Here is a 15,066-nt window from a genome sequence, read left to right as displayed (position 1 = left end):
ATGCTGGAGTTCCTGCTGGGCGCACTGGCCGGCAGCGCAGTGGGTTTCACCCTCGGCCTGGTCGGTGGCGGCGGGTCGATCCTCGCGGTGCCCTTGATGGTCTACTTGGTTGGCGTGCAGGACCCGCACGTGGCGATCGGCACCAGCGCGCTGGCCGTCGCCGCCAATGCACTCATCGGCCTGACCGGCCATGCCCGCAAGCGCAACGTGAAGTGGCGCTGCGCGGCCGTGTTCGCCACCGCCGGCGTCGTGGGCGCGTGGTTCGGTGCGATGCTCGGCAAGGCGATGGATGGACAGCGGCTGCTGGTGATGTTCGCGCTGCTGATGCTGGTGGTGGCCGGGTTGATGTTCCGTTCGCGGGGCCGCGAGGGCGACCCCGCAGTGGTGCTGAACCGGGGCAACGCGCCGCGGCTGCTCGGCTCGGGCGCGGCGACCGGCTTGTTGTCGGGTTTCTTCGGTATTGGCGGTGGCTTCCTGGTGGTGCCCGGGCTGATCGGCTCGACCGGCATGCCGATCCTGTTCGCGGTCGGCTCGTCGCTGGTCGCGGTCACCGCGTTCGGGCTGACCACCGCACTCAGCTACGCCAGCTCCGGGCTGGTTGCCTGGCCGCTGGCGGCCGTTTTCATCGGCGGCGGCGCAATCGGGAGCCTGTTTGGCACCCGGCTGGCGACGCGCCTGGCTGACCGCAAGGGCGCGCTCAACACGGTGCTCGCGGCACTGATCGTCGTGGTTGCGCTGTACATGCTCTACCGCACTGCGACCGAACTGGGCTGGCTCTGACCGCCCGCTCCAACACCCCCACCAGGAGGCACGACATGTCCCAGCCCAAGCGTTACGCCGAAGACCATTACTCCGCAGGCCAACCCACGCCCGAGCAGCTGGCCGCATTGGCACGCGAGGGTGTGCGCACGGTGATCAACCTGCGCGCGCCCGACGAGGCGGTCGACTATGACGAGGCGGCCGAAGCCGAACGGCTGGGCCTGCGCTACGTTGCGCTGCCGGTGCGCGGGGCCGACGACCTCGACCGCGAACGCGTGCGCGAGTTCGGCCACGAGCTGGATGCCGCGCGCTCGCGCGGCCCCGTGCTGATCCACTGCGCCAGCGGCAACCGCGTCGAGGCGATGGTGGCCCTCGACGAAGCCCTCAACCGCGGTTGCGACCTCGACAGCGCGCTCGACCAGGGCCGCCGCGCCGGCCTCCAGGGGCTGGAGCCGGCAGTGGTGGAACTGGCGGGCCGCGAGCGAGCCGCATCATGAAGACTGCTTCGATGATCTTCCGCCAGTTGTTCGAGCCGGTGTCCTCCACCTACACCTACCTGCTGGGCTGTGATGAATCCGGCGAAGCGGTGCTGGTCGATCCGGTCATGCCGGCATGGCAATGCGACCTGGAGGCGGTCAACGCGCTCGGGCTGAAGCTGGTGATGACCATCGACACGCACATCCATGCCGACCACATCACCTCTGCATCGATGCTGCGCCGCGAGGCCGGCAGCCGAATCGCGACGCCGGCGCTGGACGGCCTGCCGTGCACGGACGTCGCCATGCATGACGCTGTCCCGCTGCAGGTTGGCGGCTTGCGGATCGACCCCATGCATACGCCCGGCCACACCGACAACCACTTCGCCCTGCTGGCGGGCGACCGCGTGTTCACTGGCGACGCCCTGCTGATCGACGGTTGCGGTCGGACCGACTTCCAGAGCGGTGATTCGCGTGCGCTGTACCACAGCGTGCGGGGCCGCCTGTTCGGGCTGCCAGACGACACACTGGTGTACCCGGCGCACGACTACAACGGCCGTCGCGTCTCCAGCATTGCCCAGGAACGCGCGCGCAACCCGCGGCTGGGCGGCGAGCGCAGCATCGAGGAATTCGTCGACCTGATGGCCAACCTCGACCTGCCGTACCCGAAGTTCATCGATTACGCGGTGCCGGGAAACCGTGCCTGCGGCGAGTGCCCGCAGGACCTGCCGCCGAGCCTCCGCGAGTACTGTCCGGAAATGGCCGAAAGCCCGCAGGGTTGAACCGCTGAAGACGCGCGGCGTGCTCAGGTGGCGTCGGGGTCGCGGGGGCCGGTTACCGTGGCATCGCGGATCAGCAGCGCCAGCTTGCCCGGCACGCCGTCCCATTTCGCGGCATCGGGCATGGCCGGGATGCGCTTGTCGATCACCGGCCACATCGGCGCCAGCTCGGCGTTGATCGCGATGAAGGGTTCCTGCCCGGCGGGGACATCGGCTTCCGGGTAGATCGCGCCCACCGGGCACTCGTCCACGCACAGCGTGCAGTCGATGCACTCGACCGGGTCGATGACGAGGAAATTGGGGCCTTCATGGAAACAGTCGACCGGGCACACCTCGACACAGTCTGTGTGCTTGCAGTTGATGCAGTTTTCGGTGACGACGTGGGTCATTGGGGGTGTCGTCCTTGCTTGCTGAACGGTGTCCATGGTCGTGCCGGCGACATGGCGCGGCCCTGATCTGGGTCAAGTCGTACCGGCGCGTACGGAGCGAGACTGCGCGCAACGAAACGACCAACCCCCTGGAGCAAGAACCATGATCCGCAAGCTTTCCCTTGTCGCCGTGCTTGGTGCCGTGGCCATCCCGGCGATGTTCCTGGCCGGCCCGGCGGCGGCCGCGACCTGCAGCGCGACGGTCGAGAGCACCGACGCGATGAAGTTCACCACCGCAAGCCTGGTGGTGCCGAGCTCGTGCAAGGAGTTTACCGTCACCCTCAAGCACACCGGCAAGCTGCCCAAGACCGTGATGGGCCACAACTTCGTGGTCGGCAAGGCCTCCGACGTCGCCGGCATCAACACCGACGGCATGAAGGCAGGCGCCGATGCGAACTACGTCAAGGCCGGCGACGCGCGCGTCATCGCTGCCAGCAAGGTCATCGGCGGCGGCGAGTCCACCACCGTCAAGATCCCGGTCGCCAAGCTGAAGGCCGGCGAGCAGTACAACTTCATCTGCACCTTCCCGGGCCACTCGTCCATCATGAAGGGCACGCTGACCCTGGGCAGCTGACCGCTCCCCGACCCGGCCATCCGGCCGGCAGCGGCGGCCTCCGATGCGAACCATCGGCGGCCGCCGCGTTCGTTTTGGAGGTTTGACAGCACGATGGCTGCATCACACACGCTCACCGAGGCCGACCTGGCCGCACTGGTCGACCGCTTCTACGAAAAGGTCCAGCGCGACCCCGAGCTCGGACCGGTGTTCAACCCCGCCGTCCACGACTGGGACGAGCACAAGGCAACGTTGGTGGACTTCTGGTCCTCGGTGGTGCTGCGGACCGGCCGCTACCGCGGCAACCCGATGGCGATGCACCGGCCACACCCGATCGACGCCGCGCACTTCGACCACTGGCTGGCCCTCTGGCGCGAGACCGCCGTGGAGGTCACCGGCGAGGAGAACGCGGCCGTGCTGTGCGACTTTGCCAACCGTATTGCCGGCAGTCTGAAATACGGCCTCGGCCTCGATGGCCAACGGCGTCCGCTCGGCCTGCCCATCGCCGGGGATCCTGAAACCACGAAGCGGAATTGACGACGGTCAAGGCGGCCGTTCCCGACCGGGCCTAGCCTGTCCCCATGCACACGAACCCATCCTTCGACGCCGACCTGCTGCGTCGCTACGACCGGCCCGGGCCGCGGTACACCTCCTACCCGACCGCGCCGCAGTTCAGCAGCGCATTCGGCGAGGCGCAGCTGCGCGACGCGGCGGCTGCAAGCAACGGCGACCCGATTCCGCGCCGGCTGTCGCTGTACGTGCACGTGCCGTTCTGCATGAGTCCGTGTTTCTACTGCGGCTGCAACCGCATCATCACCCGCGACCTGTCGCGCGGCGAGACCTACCTGGTCCGGCTGTACCGTGAGATCGCGATGATGTCGGAGTTGTTCGACCGCGACCGCGAGGTGATCCAGCTGCACTTCGGCGGCGGCACCCCCAACTTCCTTGCGCCGGCGCAACTGGCCGACGTGGTCGATACCCTGCGCAACCACTTCCGGTTCTCGGAAGCGCGCGAGCGCGACCTGTCGATCGAGCTGGACCCGCGCTTCGTGTCGCCGGCCGACGTGCTCGAGCTGGCCCGGATCGGCTTCAACCGCGCCAGCCTGGGCGTACAGGACTTCGACCCCGCCGTGCAGGCGGCGGTCAACCGCATCCAGTCGGTCGAAGAGACGGTTGCGATCATCGACGCCTGCCGCGAGGGCGGCATGCGCTCGGTCAATGTCGACCTGATCTACGGGCTGCCCAAGCAGAACCACGCCGGCTTCTCGCGCACGCTGGACACGGTGGTGGCCGCGCGCCCGGACCGGCTGGCGGTCTACAGCTATGCCCACCTGCCGGAGATGTTCAAGGCGCAGCGGCAGATCGACGCCGCCGACCTGCCGACGGCCACCGAGAAGCTCGGCCTGCTGCAGCTGGCGATCGAGAAGCTCACCGCCGCCGGTTACGTCTACATCGGCATGGACCACTTCGCGCTGCCCGACGACGAGCTGGCCACCGCCCAGCAGCGCGGCGGCCTGCACCGCAACTTCATGGGCTACACCACCCACGCCGACACCGACCTCGTCGGCCTGGGCGTGAGTGCGATCAGCCATATCGGCGACAGCTTCAGCCAGAACCCGCGCGACCTGCCGAGCTGGCAGATCGCGCTGGACGAGGGGCGCCTGCCGGTGTTCCGCGGGATGCGCCTGACCGAGGACGACCAGTTGCGTGCCGACCTGATCCAGCGCCTGATGTGCCAGGGCGAGATCCCGATCGGTGCGCTGGAGCGGCGCTACCTGATTGATTTCCGCGACTATTTCGCCTCGTCGCTGGAGCGCCTGCAGCCGCTGGTGGACGACGGGCTGGTCCGGATCGAACCCGACCGGATCGTCTCGACCTCGCGCGGACGGCTGCTGCTGCGTAACATTGCCATGTGCTTCGACCATTACCTCGACCAGCCGGCCCACGACCAGCCCGCCACGCCCCGCTTCTCGCGCGCGATCTGAGGGCTGCATGGAAAACCCGGTGAACCCGACCGCGTTCCCGCGGCAGGACACGCGCACGCTCGCCGACGACGGCGACGAGCTGCATTTCTGCTCAACCTGCGCGTTCTCGCAGGCCTGCCTGTCGGAAGGCATGGACAAGAGCGGACTGATGGACCTGCACATGCTGGTCGAGCACGTCGGTCCGTTCCGCGCCGGCGAGCACATCTTCCGCGAGGGCGACCCGTTCGAGGCGATCGCCGCGGTCCGCGCCGGCACGGTCAAGACCTACGTGATCGACCGCGAAGGACGCGAGCACGTGCTCGGCTTCCACCTGCCCGGCGAGGTGATCGGCCTCAACGCAATCGACGGCGAGCACTACCCGTGCAACGCGGTCGCGCTCGACACCGTGATGCTGTGCCGGTTCTCGTTCCCCAAGATCTCGGTGCTGGCCGCGCAACTGCCCGGCCTGCAGCGGCACCTGTTCCGCCTGCTCAGCCGCGACATCGGCCGGGCCGCACTTCTGGCGGGCGACTGGACCGCCGACCAGCGCATGGCGGCGTTCCTGATCGCGCTTTCCCGCCGGCTGGCCGCACGCGGCTTCTCGGCAACGCGCTTCCAGCTGACGATGGCACGCACCGACATCGCCAACTACCTGCGACTGGCGCCGGAAACGGTGAGCCGGGTCCTGCGGCGGTTCCAGCAGGACGGACTGCTGCAGGTCGACCGCCGCGAGCTCGAGCTTGTCGACCGCGACCGCCTCGAAGCCCTGGCCGAGCCCGTCCTGCGCGGTTGAGCGACCGCGTCCGGCACGTTCGGTGCACGGGCGTTCATGCATCGACAACATCCGGGCCGACACGATGGCGCCCGGGGTTCGCATGTGTCCGGCGGCGCGCTGGATCGCGCAGGTTGACCTGAATCAAGGTGCAATACGCTGGCACGGGCGAACATCTCGTCGACTGAATCGGGAGATCGTCAATGAGCAGTACCCGCAAACTATGGATTGCCCTCGCAATCCTGCTGGTCTCGTCGTTCGCCGTACTGCTGTGGTCAGGCTCGGAGATCTTCCGCGCCGCGCCACCGGTGCCCGAACGCGTCGTCACCGAACAGGGTGACGTGATCTACACCAAGGACGACATCCAGCGCGGCCGCCAGGTCTGGCAGTCGATTGGTGGCATGCAACTGGGCTCCATCTGGGGCCACGGCGGCTACGTCGCGCCGGACTGGAGCGCGGACTGGCTCCATCGCGAAGCGGTCGGCGTGCTCGACCTGTGGGCACGCGCCGATGGTGGCGCGGCGACCTACGCGCAGTTGCCGGGCGAGGAGCGCGCGCAGCTGCAGGGTCGCCTGCAGGAAATGATGCGGGCCAACACCTACGACCCGTCGACGCAGACGGTGACGCTTTCGCGCGACCGCGCGCTGGCGATCTCCAACGTGGCCGCGCACTACGAGAGCCTGTTCGGCAACGACCCGGCGACGGCCGAGTTGCGCGAAGCCTACGCGATGAAGAACGACACGATCCCGGACGCCGACCACCGGCGTGCGCTGACCGCGTTCTTCTGGTGGACCGCCTGGGCGGCCGCCACCGAGCGTCCGCTGGCGGAAGGCGAGACCCTCGCGCCCGAGCAGGCCGGCGTGCAGCCGCACCGCGTCACCTACACCAACAACTGGCCGAGCGAGCCGCTGATCGGCAACCGTCCGCCGCCGTCGATGTGGGTGTGGTCGGCCTTCAGCGTGCTGTTCCTCATCCTCGGCATCGCCGTACTGGGCTGGCACCACGCGGTCACCCACGGCCGCGGCGAAGAGGAGCACACGATCCCCGCGCGCGACCCGTTCGCGGCATTGCGCATCACTCCGTCGATGCGTGCCACCGCCAAGTACTTCTGGCTGGTGCTGGCGCTGTTCCTGACCCAGATCCTGCTCGGCGCAATCACCGCGCACTACCAGGTCGAAGGCCAGGAGGCATACGGCTTCGCGTTGTCGGACGTGCTTCCGTACTCGATCACCCGGACCTGGCATACCCAGCTCGCGGTGCTCTGGATCGCGGTGGCGTGGCTGGGCACCGGCCTGTACATCGCACCGGCGCTGTCGGGGCATGAGCCGAAGTTCCAGCGGTTCGGCGTCAACTTCCTCTTCATCAGCCTGATCGTGATCGTGGTCGGCTCGTTCGCCGGCCAGTGGTTCGCGGTGATGCAGAAGATGGGGCTGGAGAACAACTTCTGGTTCGGTCACCAGGGCTGGGAATACGCCGACATGGGTCGGTTCTGGCAGTGGTACCTGTTCATCGGCCTGCTGCTGTGGCTCACCCTGGTCGGGCGGTCGCTGTGGCCGATCCTGCGTGGTGACCGTGGCGCCGACGGCAAGGCCAGCGAGTCGCGGCACATCGTTGCCCTGCTGTTCCTGTCGACCGTCTGCATCGGGTTGTTCTTCGCCTCGGCCCTGATGTGGGGCGAGCACACCCATATCTCCGAGGTCGAGTACTGGCGCTGGTGGCTGGTGCACCTGTGGGTCGAGGGCTTCTTCGAGGTCTTCGCGACCGCGGTGATGGCGCTCATCTTCACCCGCCTGGGCCTGCTCAAGACCTCGACGGCGACGATCGCGGTGCTGTTCGCGACCATCGTCTTCATGGCCGGTGGCGTGCTTGGCACCCTGCACCACCTGTACTTCGTCGGCACGCCGACCTCGGTGGTGGCGCTGGGCGCGAGCTTCAGTGCGCTGGAAGTGGTGCCGCTGGCCTACATCGGCTTCGAGGCCTACCACACCTACAAGCTGGGCAAGGCGACACCGTGGATGGTCCGCTACAAGTGGCCGATCATGTTCTTCCTGTCGGTGTCGTTCTGGAACCTGATCGGTGCGGGCCTGTTCGGCTTCCTGATCAACCCGCCGCTGTCGCTGTACTTCATGCAGGGCCTCAACCTGACCCCGCTCCATGGCCACACCGCGCTGTTCGGCGTGTACGGCATGCTTGGTATCGCACTGGTACTGTTCTGCATGCGCGGCCTGCGCGGGCAGATGGTGTGGAACACCGGCGCGCTCAAGCTGTCGTTCTGGGCACTGAACATCGGCCTGGCACTGATGGCGGCGCTGACGTTGCTGCCGCTGGGCACGATGCAGCTGCTGGCGGCGATCGAGCACGGCTACGCGTACGCACGCTCGGCCGAGTTCATGCAGCAGCCGATTGTCGATCTGCTGGTGTGGATGCGTGTGCCGGGCGACACGATCTTCAGCGTTGGCGCAGTCGCGCTGGCCTGGTTCGTGCTGCGGCTGTGGATCGCGCCACGTCGCGCCGAAGTCGGCGATGCCGTGGTCGAGACGCGCGATCACTGACGGTCGCTATCGCTGGACCTTGGACGGGGCGCCTTGTGCGCCCCGTCCTGTTTGCGCAGTCTGACCTGGATCAATGCGCCCACCACCGCTGGAGCCCACCCTAGCCACCATGGATATTCGACCCACGCCCGCGCCCGGACTCTCGCCCCGCCAACTGGCCGAGGCACCGCACCGGCTGATGTTCTTCATCGGCGCCACCAACCTGCTTCTGGCGATGGCCTGGTGGGCCGCGTGGCTCGCATCGGCGCGCTGGGGCGCGCCATCGATGCCGCAGACCGACCCGTACGCCGGCTGGCTGCACGCCTTCGTGATGCAGTACCAGATGCTCCCCAGCTTCTTCTTCGGCTTCCTGCTGACCACGTTCCCTAAGTGGATCGGGCTGCCCGACATCGACCGCTGGCGCTACCTGCCGGTCGGGGCCGGCCTGTTTGGCGGACAACTCGCCACGCTGCTCGGCGCCGCGGGTTGGGAGGCGGGCATCACCGTTGGCCTGCTGATGACCCTGGCCGGTTGGCTGGCCGGCCTGCTGATTCTGGGCCAGTTGCTGCTGCGCGACCGCAGCGGGAACTGGCATGCGCGCTCGTGCTTCGCCGCACTTGCCCTCGGGTTCATCGGCCTGGCGTGCTGGGCCGCATTCGTGCTCGGCGGCTCCCCGCTGCTGGCCTTCGCGAGCATCAAGATCGGCAGTTTCGGCTTGCTGCTGCCGGTGTACCTCACCGTCGCCCACCGGATGTTTCCGTTCTTCGCAAGCCGGGTGGTGCCGGGCTACCAGCCGTGGCGGCCGTTGTGGCTGCTGGCCGCTTTCTGGCCACTGGCGATCGGCCACCTGGTGCTGGAGCTGCTGCACGCGTACGGCTGGCTGTGGCTGGTCGATGCGCCGCTGCTGGTACTGACCGGGCTGATGCTGTGGCGCTGGTGGCCGCGCGGCGACAAGCCCGGGATCCTCTCGGTGCTGTTCATCGGGCTGGCCTGGCTGCCGTTGGCATTCGCGTTGTACCTGGGCCAGAGCATCGCCTACGAGCTCACCGGTGTTTACTGGCTCGGCCGCGGCCCGGCACACGCGTTGTTCGTCGGTTTCTTCGGCAGCGTGCTGGTGGCGATGGTCACGCGCGTGACCCAGGGGCACTCGGGGCGGCCGCTGGTGATGCCGCCGGCAGCCTGGTTCGCGTTCATCGCGATCCAGGTGGTCGCGGCCATCCGCGTCGCCGCCGAGGTGCTGCCCGACATGATGACGTGGCATGCCATTGCGGCGATCGGCTGGCTGGTGGCCTTCGCGCCCTGGGTGATCCGGATCGGGCGCATCTACCTCGCTCCCCGCGCCGACGGCAAGCCCGGTTGACCCCCAACAAGGAAGGTTACGAATGATCGAGTTCTACCCCCAGATCAAGGCAGCCCACATCGGCCTTGCACTGCTCAGCGGCGGCCTGTTCGCGCTGCGCGGCGCCGGCGTGCTGGCCAACATGCGCTGGCCGCACTGGACCGTGGTGCGCTGGACCAGCTACACCATCGACACCTCGCTGCTGACCGCGGCGCTGATGCTGCTGACCATCCTTCCGGGCGCGCTGTTCTCCAACGGCTGGCTGATGGTCAAGATCGTGTTGCTCGTGGCCTACGTCGTGCTTGGCGTTTTCGCGCTCAAGCGCGCCCGTACCCGCATGACCCGGGCGGTGTGCTACGTCGCCGCGCTGGCGACCTTCGGGCTGGTCTATTCGATCGCGCGCGCCCACCACCCACTGGGGTTCCTGTATGGCCTCCTCGCCTGACGGCACGCTGCCAAGCGGCACCGCCGACGACCGGCCGTGGCTGGACGCGCTGTTCCTGGGTCCCTACGGCGAGAACGACGCGCTGCTGGAAAAGCTCGTCGTCGAGTTCCTGCGCGACCACGTCTACTGGCGCCGCAACTTCCACCCCGAGGACCCGCCGGCCATCTCCACCCACGCCGCGCTGCACCCCGAGTACCAGGCACTGGAGGCGCGCCTGCGTGGCGAACTGCACCAGCTGTCGGCCGCGCTCAAGCGTTCGGTGCCGTTCCACAGCCCGCGCTACATCGGCCACATGGCTTCCGACCTGCTGTTGCCGGGCCTGGCGGCGCAGATCCTGACATTGCCGTACAACCCCAACAACGTCAGCGAGGATGCGGCGCCCGTCACCATCGACCTGGAGGTCAAGGCCGGGCTGCAGCTGGCGCGGATGCTCGGCTATCCCGATGATCCAGCGCGGCCGGACTGCGCTTTCGGCCACCTGACTTCCGGTGGCACCGTCGCCAACTACCAGGCGCTGCGGCTGGCGCTGGCACTCAAGGCGTTCCCGGTGGCGTTGCGGGCCGCGGGCGTGCCCGACATCGGCGTGCCCGATGACGACTGGTCCGCGTTCAACCTGGGCCCCGATGCGGGCATCGCGCTGCTCGAACGCGCGAACGCCTGGCTGGCCGCGCAGCCGCCGCGCGAGCAGCGCCGCTGGGTGCGCGCAGTGCAGAAGGAACGCCTCGAGTTCCTCGGGATGATCGACTTCTTCGCCAGGCACCCCGAACTCAAGGTGCCCAAGGTGCTGGCGCCGATCACCGCGCACTACTCGTGGAGCAAGGGCCTGAAGCTGCTCGGCCTGGGGCGCAACCAGCTCGAGCTCCTGCCCGAGCGCGGCATGCGGCTGGACGCCGGGGCACTGGAGGATGTGCTGGCGCGGTTCGAGCGCGAGCGGCAACCGGTGCTGCTGGCCGTGGCCGTGCTGGGCACCACCGAATACGGCACGGTGGACCCGGTCGATGCGGTCGTCGACGCGCGCGAACGGTGGACGGCGAAGGGGCTGGGTTTCAGCGTTCACGTCGACGGCGCGTGGGGCGGCTACCTCGCCACCCTGTTCCGCAACGAGGACGGCAGCCTGCGCACGATCGAAGAGGTCGGCGAAGGCTTCGCCCGCTTCCCGCTGCCGGAGGTGCACGCCGCGTTCGCCGCACTCGGCCGGACCGACTCGGTCACGGTCGATCCGCACAAGCTGGGCTACCTGCCCTATGGCGCCGGTGCGTTCATCTGCCGCGACCACCGCGCGGTCGCGCTGCTGGCCGAGGCTGCCGACTATGTCTTCCACGACACACGCGACGACGACTACCACGCCCGCTATCGCCGGCTCGGCCAGTTCGTGCCCGAAGGCTCCAAGTCCGGCGCCGCCGCCGCCGCGGTGTACGTGACCCACAAGGTGCTGCCGCTCGACCACGCCCACTTCGGGCGGTTGCCGCGACAGACCGTGCTCGCCGCCGAAGCGTTCCACGCCGGCAGCGAGCGGCTGGCCGCGGGGCTGGAGGGCGTCGCGCGGGTGTCGGTGCCATTCGCGCCCGACAGCAACCTGGTATGCCTGGCGATAAACCCGGCCGGCAATACCGACCTGGGCACGGCCAACGCCTTCGTGCGGCGCCTGCACGATGAACTGCGTGCCGACCCGCGCCAGCCACTCCAGCTCAAGCAGTTCTTCGGCTCGATGACGACGCTGCGGCCCGAGGCCGTCGGCGAGGTGGAGATGGCCCGCATCCTCGCCTCGATCGGCATCGATCCAGCCACGCTCGACGCCGACGGCGACGACAACGACAAGCTGGTGATCCTGCGCCACACCCTGATGAATCCGTACCTGATCGACCACACCAACGGCATCAGCTACATCGAGCGCTACCTGGACCACCTGGGCCGACGCATCGACGCGCTGCTGGCCTCATGAGCACGATCGACCTGCGCGACTGGACCAACGAGGCGCTTGCCAAGCTGCGGCGCGAAGCCGCGCGTTCGGCGGATACCCACCTGCTGCGGCTCGAGTTCGACGGCTTCCCCGGGATCGACTTCTACTTCAAGGACGAAGCCGCCCACCCGACCGGCAGCCTCAAGCACCGGCTCGCGCGATCGCTGTACCTTTACGCGCTGTGCAACGGCCGCTTGCGTCCGGGCCAGGCGGTGGTCGACGCGTCGTCCGGCAGCACCGCGATCTCGGAAGCCTGGTTTGCGCGCCTCCTCGGGCTCGAGTTCACCGCGGTGATGCCGGCATGCACCGCGCCGCGCAAGATCGCAGACGTGCAGGCGCTCGGTGGCCGCTGCGATCTCGTCGACGAGCCGTCGCAGGTCTACGAGCGGGCCGCCTGGCACGCCGCGCAGGGCGCCTGCCATCTCGACCAGTTCGGCCTGGCCGAGCGCGCGACCGACTGGCGCGGCAACAACAACATCGCCGAGTCGATCATCGGCCAGCTGGCCGCCGAGCCCCACCCGGAACCGGCGTGGGTGGTGTGCGGGGCCGGCACCGGCGGCACCTCGGCCACGATCGGCCGCTATTTGCGGTACCGCGGACTGCACACGCGGCTGTGCGTGGCCGACCCGCTCGGCAGCGCGTTCGCCTCGGGCTGGCGGAGCCGCGATCGCACCGCCGTCGCCGACCACTCCACCGTGATCGAGGGCATCGGCCGCGCGCGGGTCGAACCGGGCTTCGTGTTCGAAGTCGTCGACGAGGTGATCGAAGTGCCCGACAGCGCCTCGGTCGCCGCGATGCGGCTGCTGGAAGAGCAGCTCGGCCGTCGCTACGGCGGCTCCTCGGGGACCAACCTGGTCGCCTGCCTGCAGCTGGCGGCACGCATGCGCGAGGCCGGCCAGACCGGCAGCATCGTCAGCCTGCTGTGCGACCCGGGTGAGCGCTACGACCGCACCCTCTACGACCCGCAATGGCTTGCCCGCAGCGGGATCGACCCCGCTCCCGCCGAAGCCGCCCTGCGCGCGACGCTGGCCAGTGGCGAGTGGCACCCGTACGCCTGATTCCCCGCAACAAGGTCTTGTTGGAGCGGCTCCCGCCGCGACCGGTGGCCATCTCGCCCGCGCCAACTCCGGATCGCGGCTGAAGCCGCTCCTACAGGCCGCGGGATGGCGCGGGGCTCCTCCGAAGCGATCCGTAGGAGCGACGTAAGTCGCGACCGCGCGAACAAGTCGAACCCTCGCAACGACCACTTTTCGGTCTCCTATCGGAGCGGGCGCCACCGCGGCCAGCGTGCATCGCTTCGTGCAACGACTGCGCGGTCGCGACTTACGTCGCTCCTACGCACGCACGAGGAATCTGGCGGCTGCCGGCGTGACGCTTGACCGACATCAGGGTCTTGTTGCCTCGCTGACAGGATGCTGTCGCGTCTCCCCAGCGCGATACCCCGATGGCCGACCACGACCTCCGCGCGTTCCTGTCCCGTCTCGAGCGCGGCGGCCAGCTGGCGCGCGTCGCCGCGCCGGTGGACCCCGACCTCGAATCGACCGCGCTGTGCCTGCGCGCGTTGCGTGAGGGCGGACCGGCGCTGCTGATGGAACACCCGGTCGGCAGCGACCATCCGCTGCTGGGCAACCTGTTCGGCCATCGCGACCGGATCGAGGCGGCGCTCGCGGGGCGACCGCTGGCCAGCCTGCGGGAGCTGGGTGAACTGCTCGCCGCCATCCGGGAACCGCGTTGGCCCTCGAGCCTGCGCCAAGCGCTGTCGAGCTGGCCCGAGCTTGCCCAGCTGGCGCACGTCGCGCCGCGTCGCGAGCCGGTTGCGGCCTTCTCCGACGAGGTGCTGGCCGGCGACGACATCGACCTGGCGCGACTGCCGATACAGCGCTGCTGGCCCGGCGATGCCGGACGCCTGATCACGCTGGGGCTGGTGATCACCCGTGGCACCCGCAAGCCGAGGCAGAACATCGGCATCTACCGGATGCAGGTGATCGGCCGCGACCGGGTGATCATGCGCTGGCTGCCGCATCGCGGGGGCGCGCTCGACCATGTCGACTTCCGTGCCGCGCACCCGGACCGGCCGTTCCCGGTGCTGGTGGCGATCGGGGTCGACCCCGCCACCACCCTCGCCGCGGTCGCGCCGGTGCCGGACACGCTGTCGGAGTTCGAGTTCGCCGGCCTGCTGCGTGGTGAGCGGAGCCGCGTCTGGCACAGCGAACGCACCGGGCTGGATGCGCCCGCCGGTTCGGAGATCCTGATCGAGGGCGTGATCCATCCCGGCGACACCGCGCTGGAAGGCCCGTTCGGCGACCACACCGGCTACTACAACGCGGCCGACCATTTCCCGGTGCTGACCATCGAGCGCATGCACCTGCGGCGCGGGGCCATCTACCAGGGCAGTTACATGGGGCGTGCGCCGTTCGACGAGCCCTCGGTGCTGGCCATGGCGCTCAACGACATCTTCGTGCCGCTGCTGCGCAAGGTGTTCCCGGAGATCGTGGACTTCTACCTGCCGCCCGAAGCCTGCTCCTACCGCATCGCGGTGGTGTCGATCCGCAAGCAATACCCCGGCCACGCCCGCCGGATGATGATGGGCGTGTGGTCCTACCTGCGGCAGTTCACCTACACCAAGTTCGTGATCGTGGTCGACGAGGACATCGACGCACGCGACTGGTCACAGGTGGTGTGGGCGATCTCGACCCGCGTCGATCCGGCACGCGACACGATGCTGGTGGAGAACACACCGATCGACTACCTCGATTTCGCCACGCCGGTAGCCGGCCTGGGCTCCAAGCTCGGGATGGACGCGACCAACAAGTGGGCGGGCGAGACCACGCGCGCCTGGAGCCGGCCGATCGTCCCCGACCCGGCGGTCGAACGCCGCGTCGATGCGCTGTGGTCGGCGCTGGCTCAGCCGCCCGCGTCGAGCGCGGGCTCCGCGAACTCGGGATCGTCGAACAGGCGGGGGTAATCGGCCAGCGCCTCGCGCATCCCGGTCACCGGGCTGGTGTCGGCCGGGTCGGCCGCCAGTGCGCGTGCGCCGCCGAGCAGGCGCGCCAGCACGCC

The 15,066-nt window shown here is 68.8% G+C and carries 14 protein-coding genes; 13 read left to right on the top strand and 1 reads right to left on the bottom strand.

The features are described 5' to 3' along the window. From ACKVMH_RS06760 to ACKVMH_RS06750, 3 genes are read left to right on the top strand one after another with little or no spacing between them, the layout of a single operon-like run. Entirely contained in the window at nt 1-780 is a 780-nt protein-coding gene (locus ACKVMH_RS06760; protein ID WP_412699721.1) for a sulfite exporter TauE/SafE family protein, read from the top strand. A 35-nt stretch (nt 781-815) separates the two neighbouring features. Continuing rightward, nucleotides 816-1,256 carry a protein tyrosine phosphatase family protein gene (locus tag ACKVMH_RS06755; protein ID WP_412699706.1) on the top strand — a complete coding sequence of 147 codons (441 nt, stop codon included), beginning with the start codon at nt 816-818 and terminating at the stop codon, nt 1,254-1,256. Further along, complete coding sequence (locus ACKVMH_RS06750) at nt 1,253-2,017, top strand: MBL fold metallo-hydrolase (protein ID WP_412699705.1); 765 nt, start codon at nt 1,253-1,255, stop codon at nt 2,015-2,017. Before ACKVMH_RS06755 ends, ACKVMH_RS06750 begins: the two co-directional genes overlap by 4 nt. 23 nt (nt 2,018-2,040) lie before the next feature. Here ACKVMH_RS06750 and fdxA read toward each other — a convergent pair whose 3' ends face one another. Beyond that, complete coding sequence (fdxA, locus tag ACKVMH_RS06745) at nt 2,041-2,403, bottom strand: ferredoxin FdxA (RefSeq protein WP_215219491.1); 363 nt, start codon at nt 2,401-2,403, stop codon at nt 2,041-2,043. 142 nt (nt 2,404-2,545) lie between these two features. Between fdxA and azu the strand changes: the two genes are divergently transcribed. From azu to ACKVMH_RS06695, 10 genes are all read left to right on the top strand, one after another. Next, nucleotides 2,546-3,016, top strand: coding sequence for an azurin (gene azu / locus ACKVMH_RS06740; RefSeq protein ID WP_412699704.1), 471 nt, complete (start codon nt 2,546-2,548; stop codon nt 3,014-3,016). A gap of 93 nt (nt 3,017-3,109) precedes the next feature. Beyond that, nucleotides 3,110-3,532, top strand: coding sequence for a group III truncated hemoglobin (locus tag ACKVMH_RS06735; protein WP_412699703.1), 423 nt, complete (start codon nt 3,110-3,112; stop codon nt 3,530-3,532). Between the two features lie 44 nt (nt 3,533-3,576). Then, on the top strand, nt 3,577-4,980 hold the full coding sequence (gene hemN / locus ACKVMH_RS06730) for an oxygen-independent coproporphyrinogen III oxidase (RefSeq protein ID WP_215219488.1): 1,404 nt from the start codon (nt 3,577-3,579) through the stop codon (nt 4,978-4,980). Nucleotides 4,981-4,987: 7 nt separating this feature from the next. Further along, the gene (locus ACKVMH_RS06725; protein WP_412699702.1) at nt 4,988-5,752 is read left to right on the top strand and encodes a helix-turn-helix domain-containing protein; all 765 of its coding nucleotides are present in this window, start codon (nt 4,988-4,990) and stop codon (nt 5,750-5,752) included. Nucleotides 5,753-5,934: 182 nt separating this feature from the next. Further along, nucleotides 5,935-8,283 (top strand): nitric-oxide reductase large subunit, encoded by a 2,349-nt coding sequence (locus ACKVMH_RS06720; RefSeq protein WP_215219486.1) that lies wholly within the window; start codon nt 5,935-5,937, stop codon nt 8,281-8,283. 109 nt (nt 8,284-8,392) lie between these two features. Further along, the gene (locus ACKVMH_RS06715; RefSeq protein WP_412699701.1) at nt 8,393-9,622 is read left to right on the top strand and encodes an NnrS family protein; all 1,230 of its coding nucleotides are present in this window, start codon (nt 8,393-8,395) and stop codon (nt 9,620-9,622) included. A gap of 22 nt (nt 9,623-9,644) precedes the next feature. Next, on the top strand, nt 9,645-10,046 hold the full coding sequence (locus ACKVMH_RS06710) for a SirB2 family protein (RefSeq protein ID WP_412699700.1): 402 nt from the start codon (nt 9,645-9,647) through the stop codon (nt 10,044-10,046). Continuing rightward, nucleotides 10,030-11,988 (top strand): pyridoxal phosphate-dependent decarboxylase family protein, encoded by a 1,959-nt coding sequence (locus ACKVMH_RS06705; RefSeq protein ID WP_412699699.1) that lies wholly within the window; start codon nt 10,030-10,032, stop codon nt 11,986-11,988. The genes ACKVMH_RS06710 and ACKVMH_RS06705 overlap by 17 nt, the downstream gene beginning before the upstream one ends. Continuing rightward, nucleotides 11,985-13,064, top strand: a complete 1,080-nt coding sequence (locus ACKVMH_RS06700) for a PLP-dependent cysteine synthase family protein (RefSeq protein WP_412699698.1) — start codon at nt 11,985-11,987, stop codon at nt 13,062-13,064. The genes ACKVMH_RS06705 and ACKVMH_RS06700 overlap by 4 nt, the downstream gene beginning before the upstream one ends. A gap of 386 nt (nt 13,065-13,450) precedes the next feature. After that, entirely contained in the window at nt 13,451-14,971 is a 1,521-nt protein-coding gene (locus tag ACKVMH_RS06695; protein ID WP_412699697.1) for a UbiD family decarboxylase, read from the top strand. The last annotated feature ends 95 nt before the right edge of the window (nt 14,972-15,066 follow it).

Origin of the sequence: Lysobacter zhanggongensis (assembly GCF_046638635.1) — a bacterium.
GTDB lineage: Bacteria > Pseudomonadota > Gammaproteobacteria > Xanthomonadales > Xanthomonadaceae > Novilysobacter > Novilysobacter luteus.
Note: the sequence above shows the minus strand (reverse complement) of the source record. Positions and strands in the feature narration are given on the sequence as shown.

Excerpts from the sequence above, each read along its gene's own strand:
- ACKVMH_RS06720 (WP_215219486.1), top strand. The coding sequence starts at position 5,935 with ATGAGCAGTACCCGCAAACTATGGATTGCCCTCGCAATCCTGCTGGTC.
- ACKVMH_RS06700 (WP_412699698.1), top strand. The coding sequence starts at position 11,985 with ATGAGCACGATCGACCTGCGCGACTGGACCAACGAGGCGCTTGCCAAG.
- azu (WP_412699704.1), top strand. The coding sequence starts at position 2,546 with ATGATCCGCAAGCTTTCCCTTGTCGCCGTGCTTGGTGCCGTGGCCATC.
- hemN (WP_215219488.1), top strand. The coding sequence starts at position 3,577 with ATGCACACGAACCCATCCTTCGACGCCGACCTGCTGCGTCGCTACGAC.
- ACKVMH_RS06750 (WP_412699705.1), top strand. The coding sequence starts at position 1,253 with ATGAAGACTGCTTCGATGATCTTCCGCCAGTTGTTCGAGCCGGTGTCC.
- ACKVMH_RS06755 (WP_412699706.1), top strand. The coding sequence starts at position 816 with ATGTCCCAGCCCAAGCGTTACGCCGAAGACCATTACTCCGCAGGCCAA.
- ACKVMH_RS06725 (WP_412699702.1), top strand. The coding sequence starts at position 4,988 with ATGGAAAACCCGGTGAACCCGACCGCGTTCCCGCGGCAGGACACGCGC.
- fdxA (WP_215219491.1), bottom strand. The coding sequence starts at position 2,403 with ATGACCCACGTCGTCACCGAAAACTGCATCAACTGCAAGCACACAGAC.
- ACKVMH_RS06705 (WP_412699699.1), top strand. The coding sequence starts at position 10,030 with ATGGCCTCCTCGCCTGACGGCACGCTGCCAAGCGGCACCGCCGACGAC.
- ACKVMH_RS06715 (WP_412699701.1), top strand. The coding sequence starts at position 8,393 with ATGGATATTCGACCCACGCCCGCGCCCGGACTCTCGCCCCGCCAACTG.
- ACKVMH_RS06710 (WP_412699700.1), top strand. The coding sequence starts at position 9,645 with ATGATCGAGTTCTACCCCCAGATCAAGGCAGCCCACATCGGCCTTGCA.
- ACKVMH_RS06760 (WP_412699721.1), top strand. The coding sequence starts at position 1 with ATGCTGGAGTTCCTGCTGGGCGCACTGGCCGGCAGCGCAGTGGGTTTC.
- ACKVMH_RS06735 (WP_412699703.1), top strand. The coding sequence starts at position 3,110 with ATGGCTGCATCACACACGCTCACCGAGGCCGACCTGGCCGCACTGGTC.
- ACKVMH_RS06695 (WP_412699697.1), top strand. The coding sequence starts at position 13,451 with ATGGCCGACCACGACCTCCGCGCGTTCCTGTCCCGTCTCGAGCGCGGC.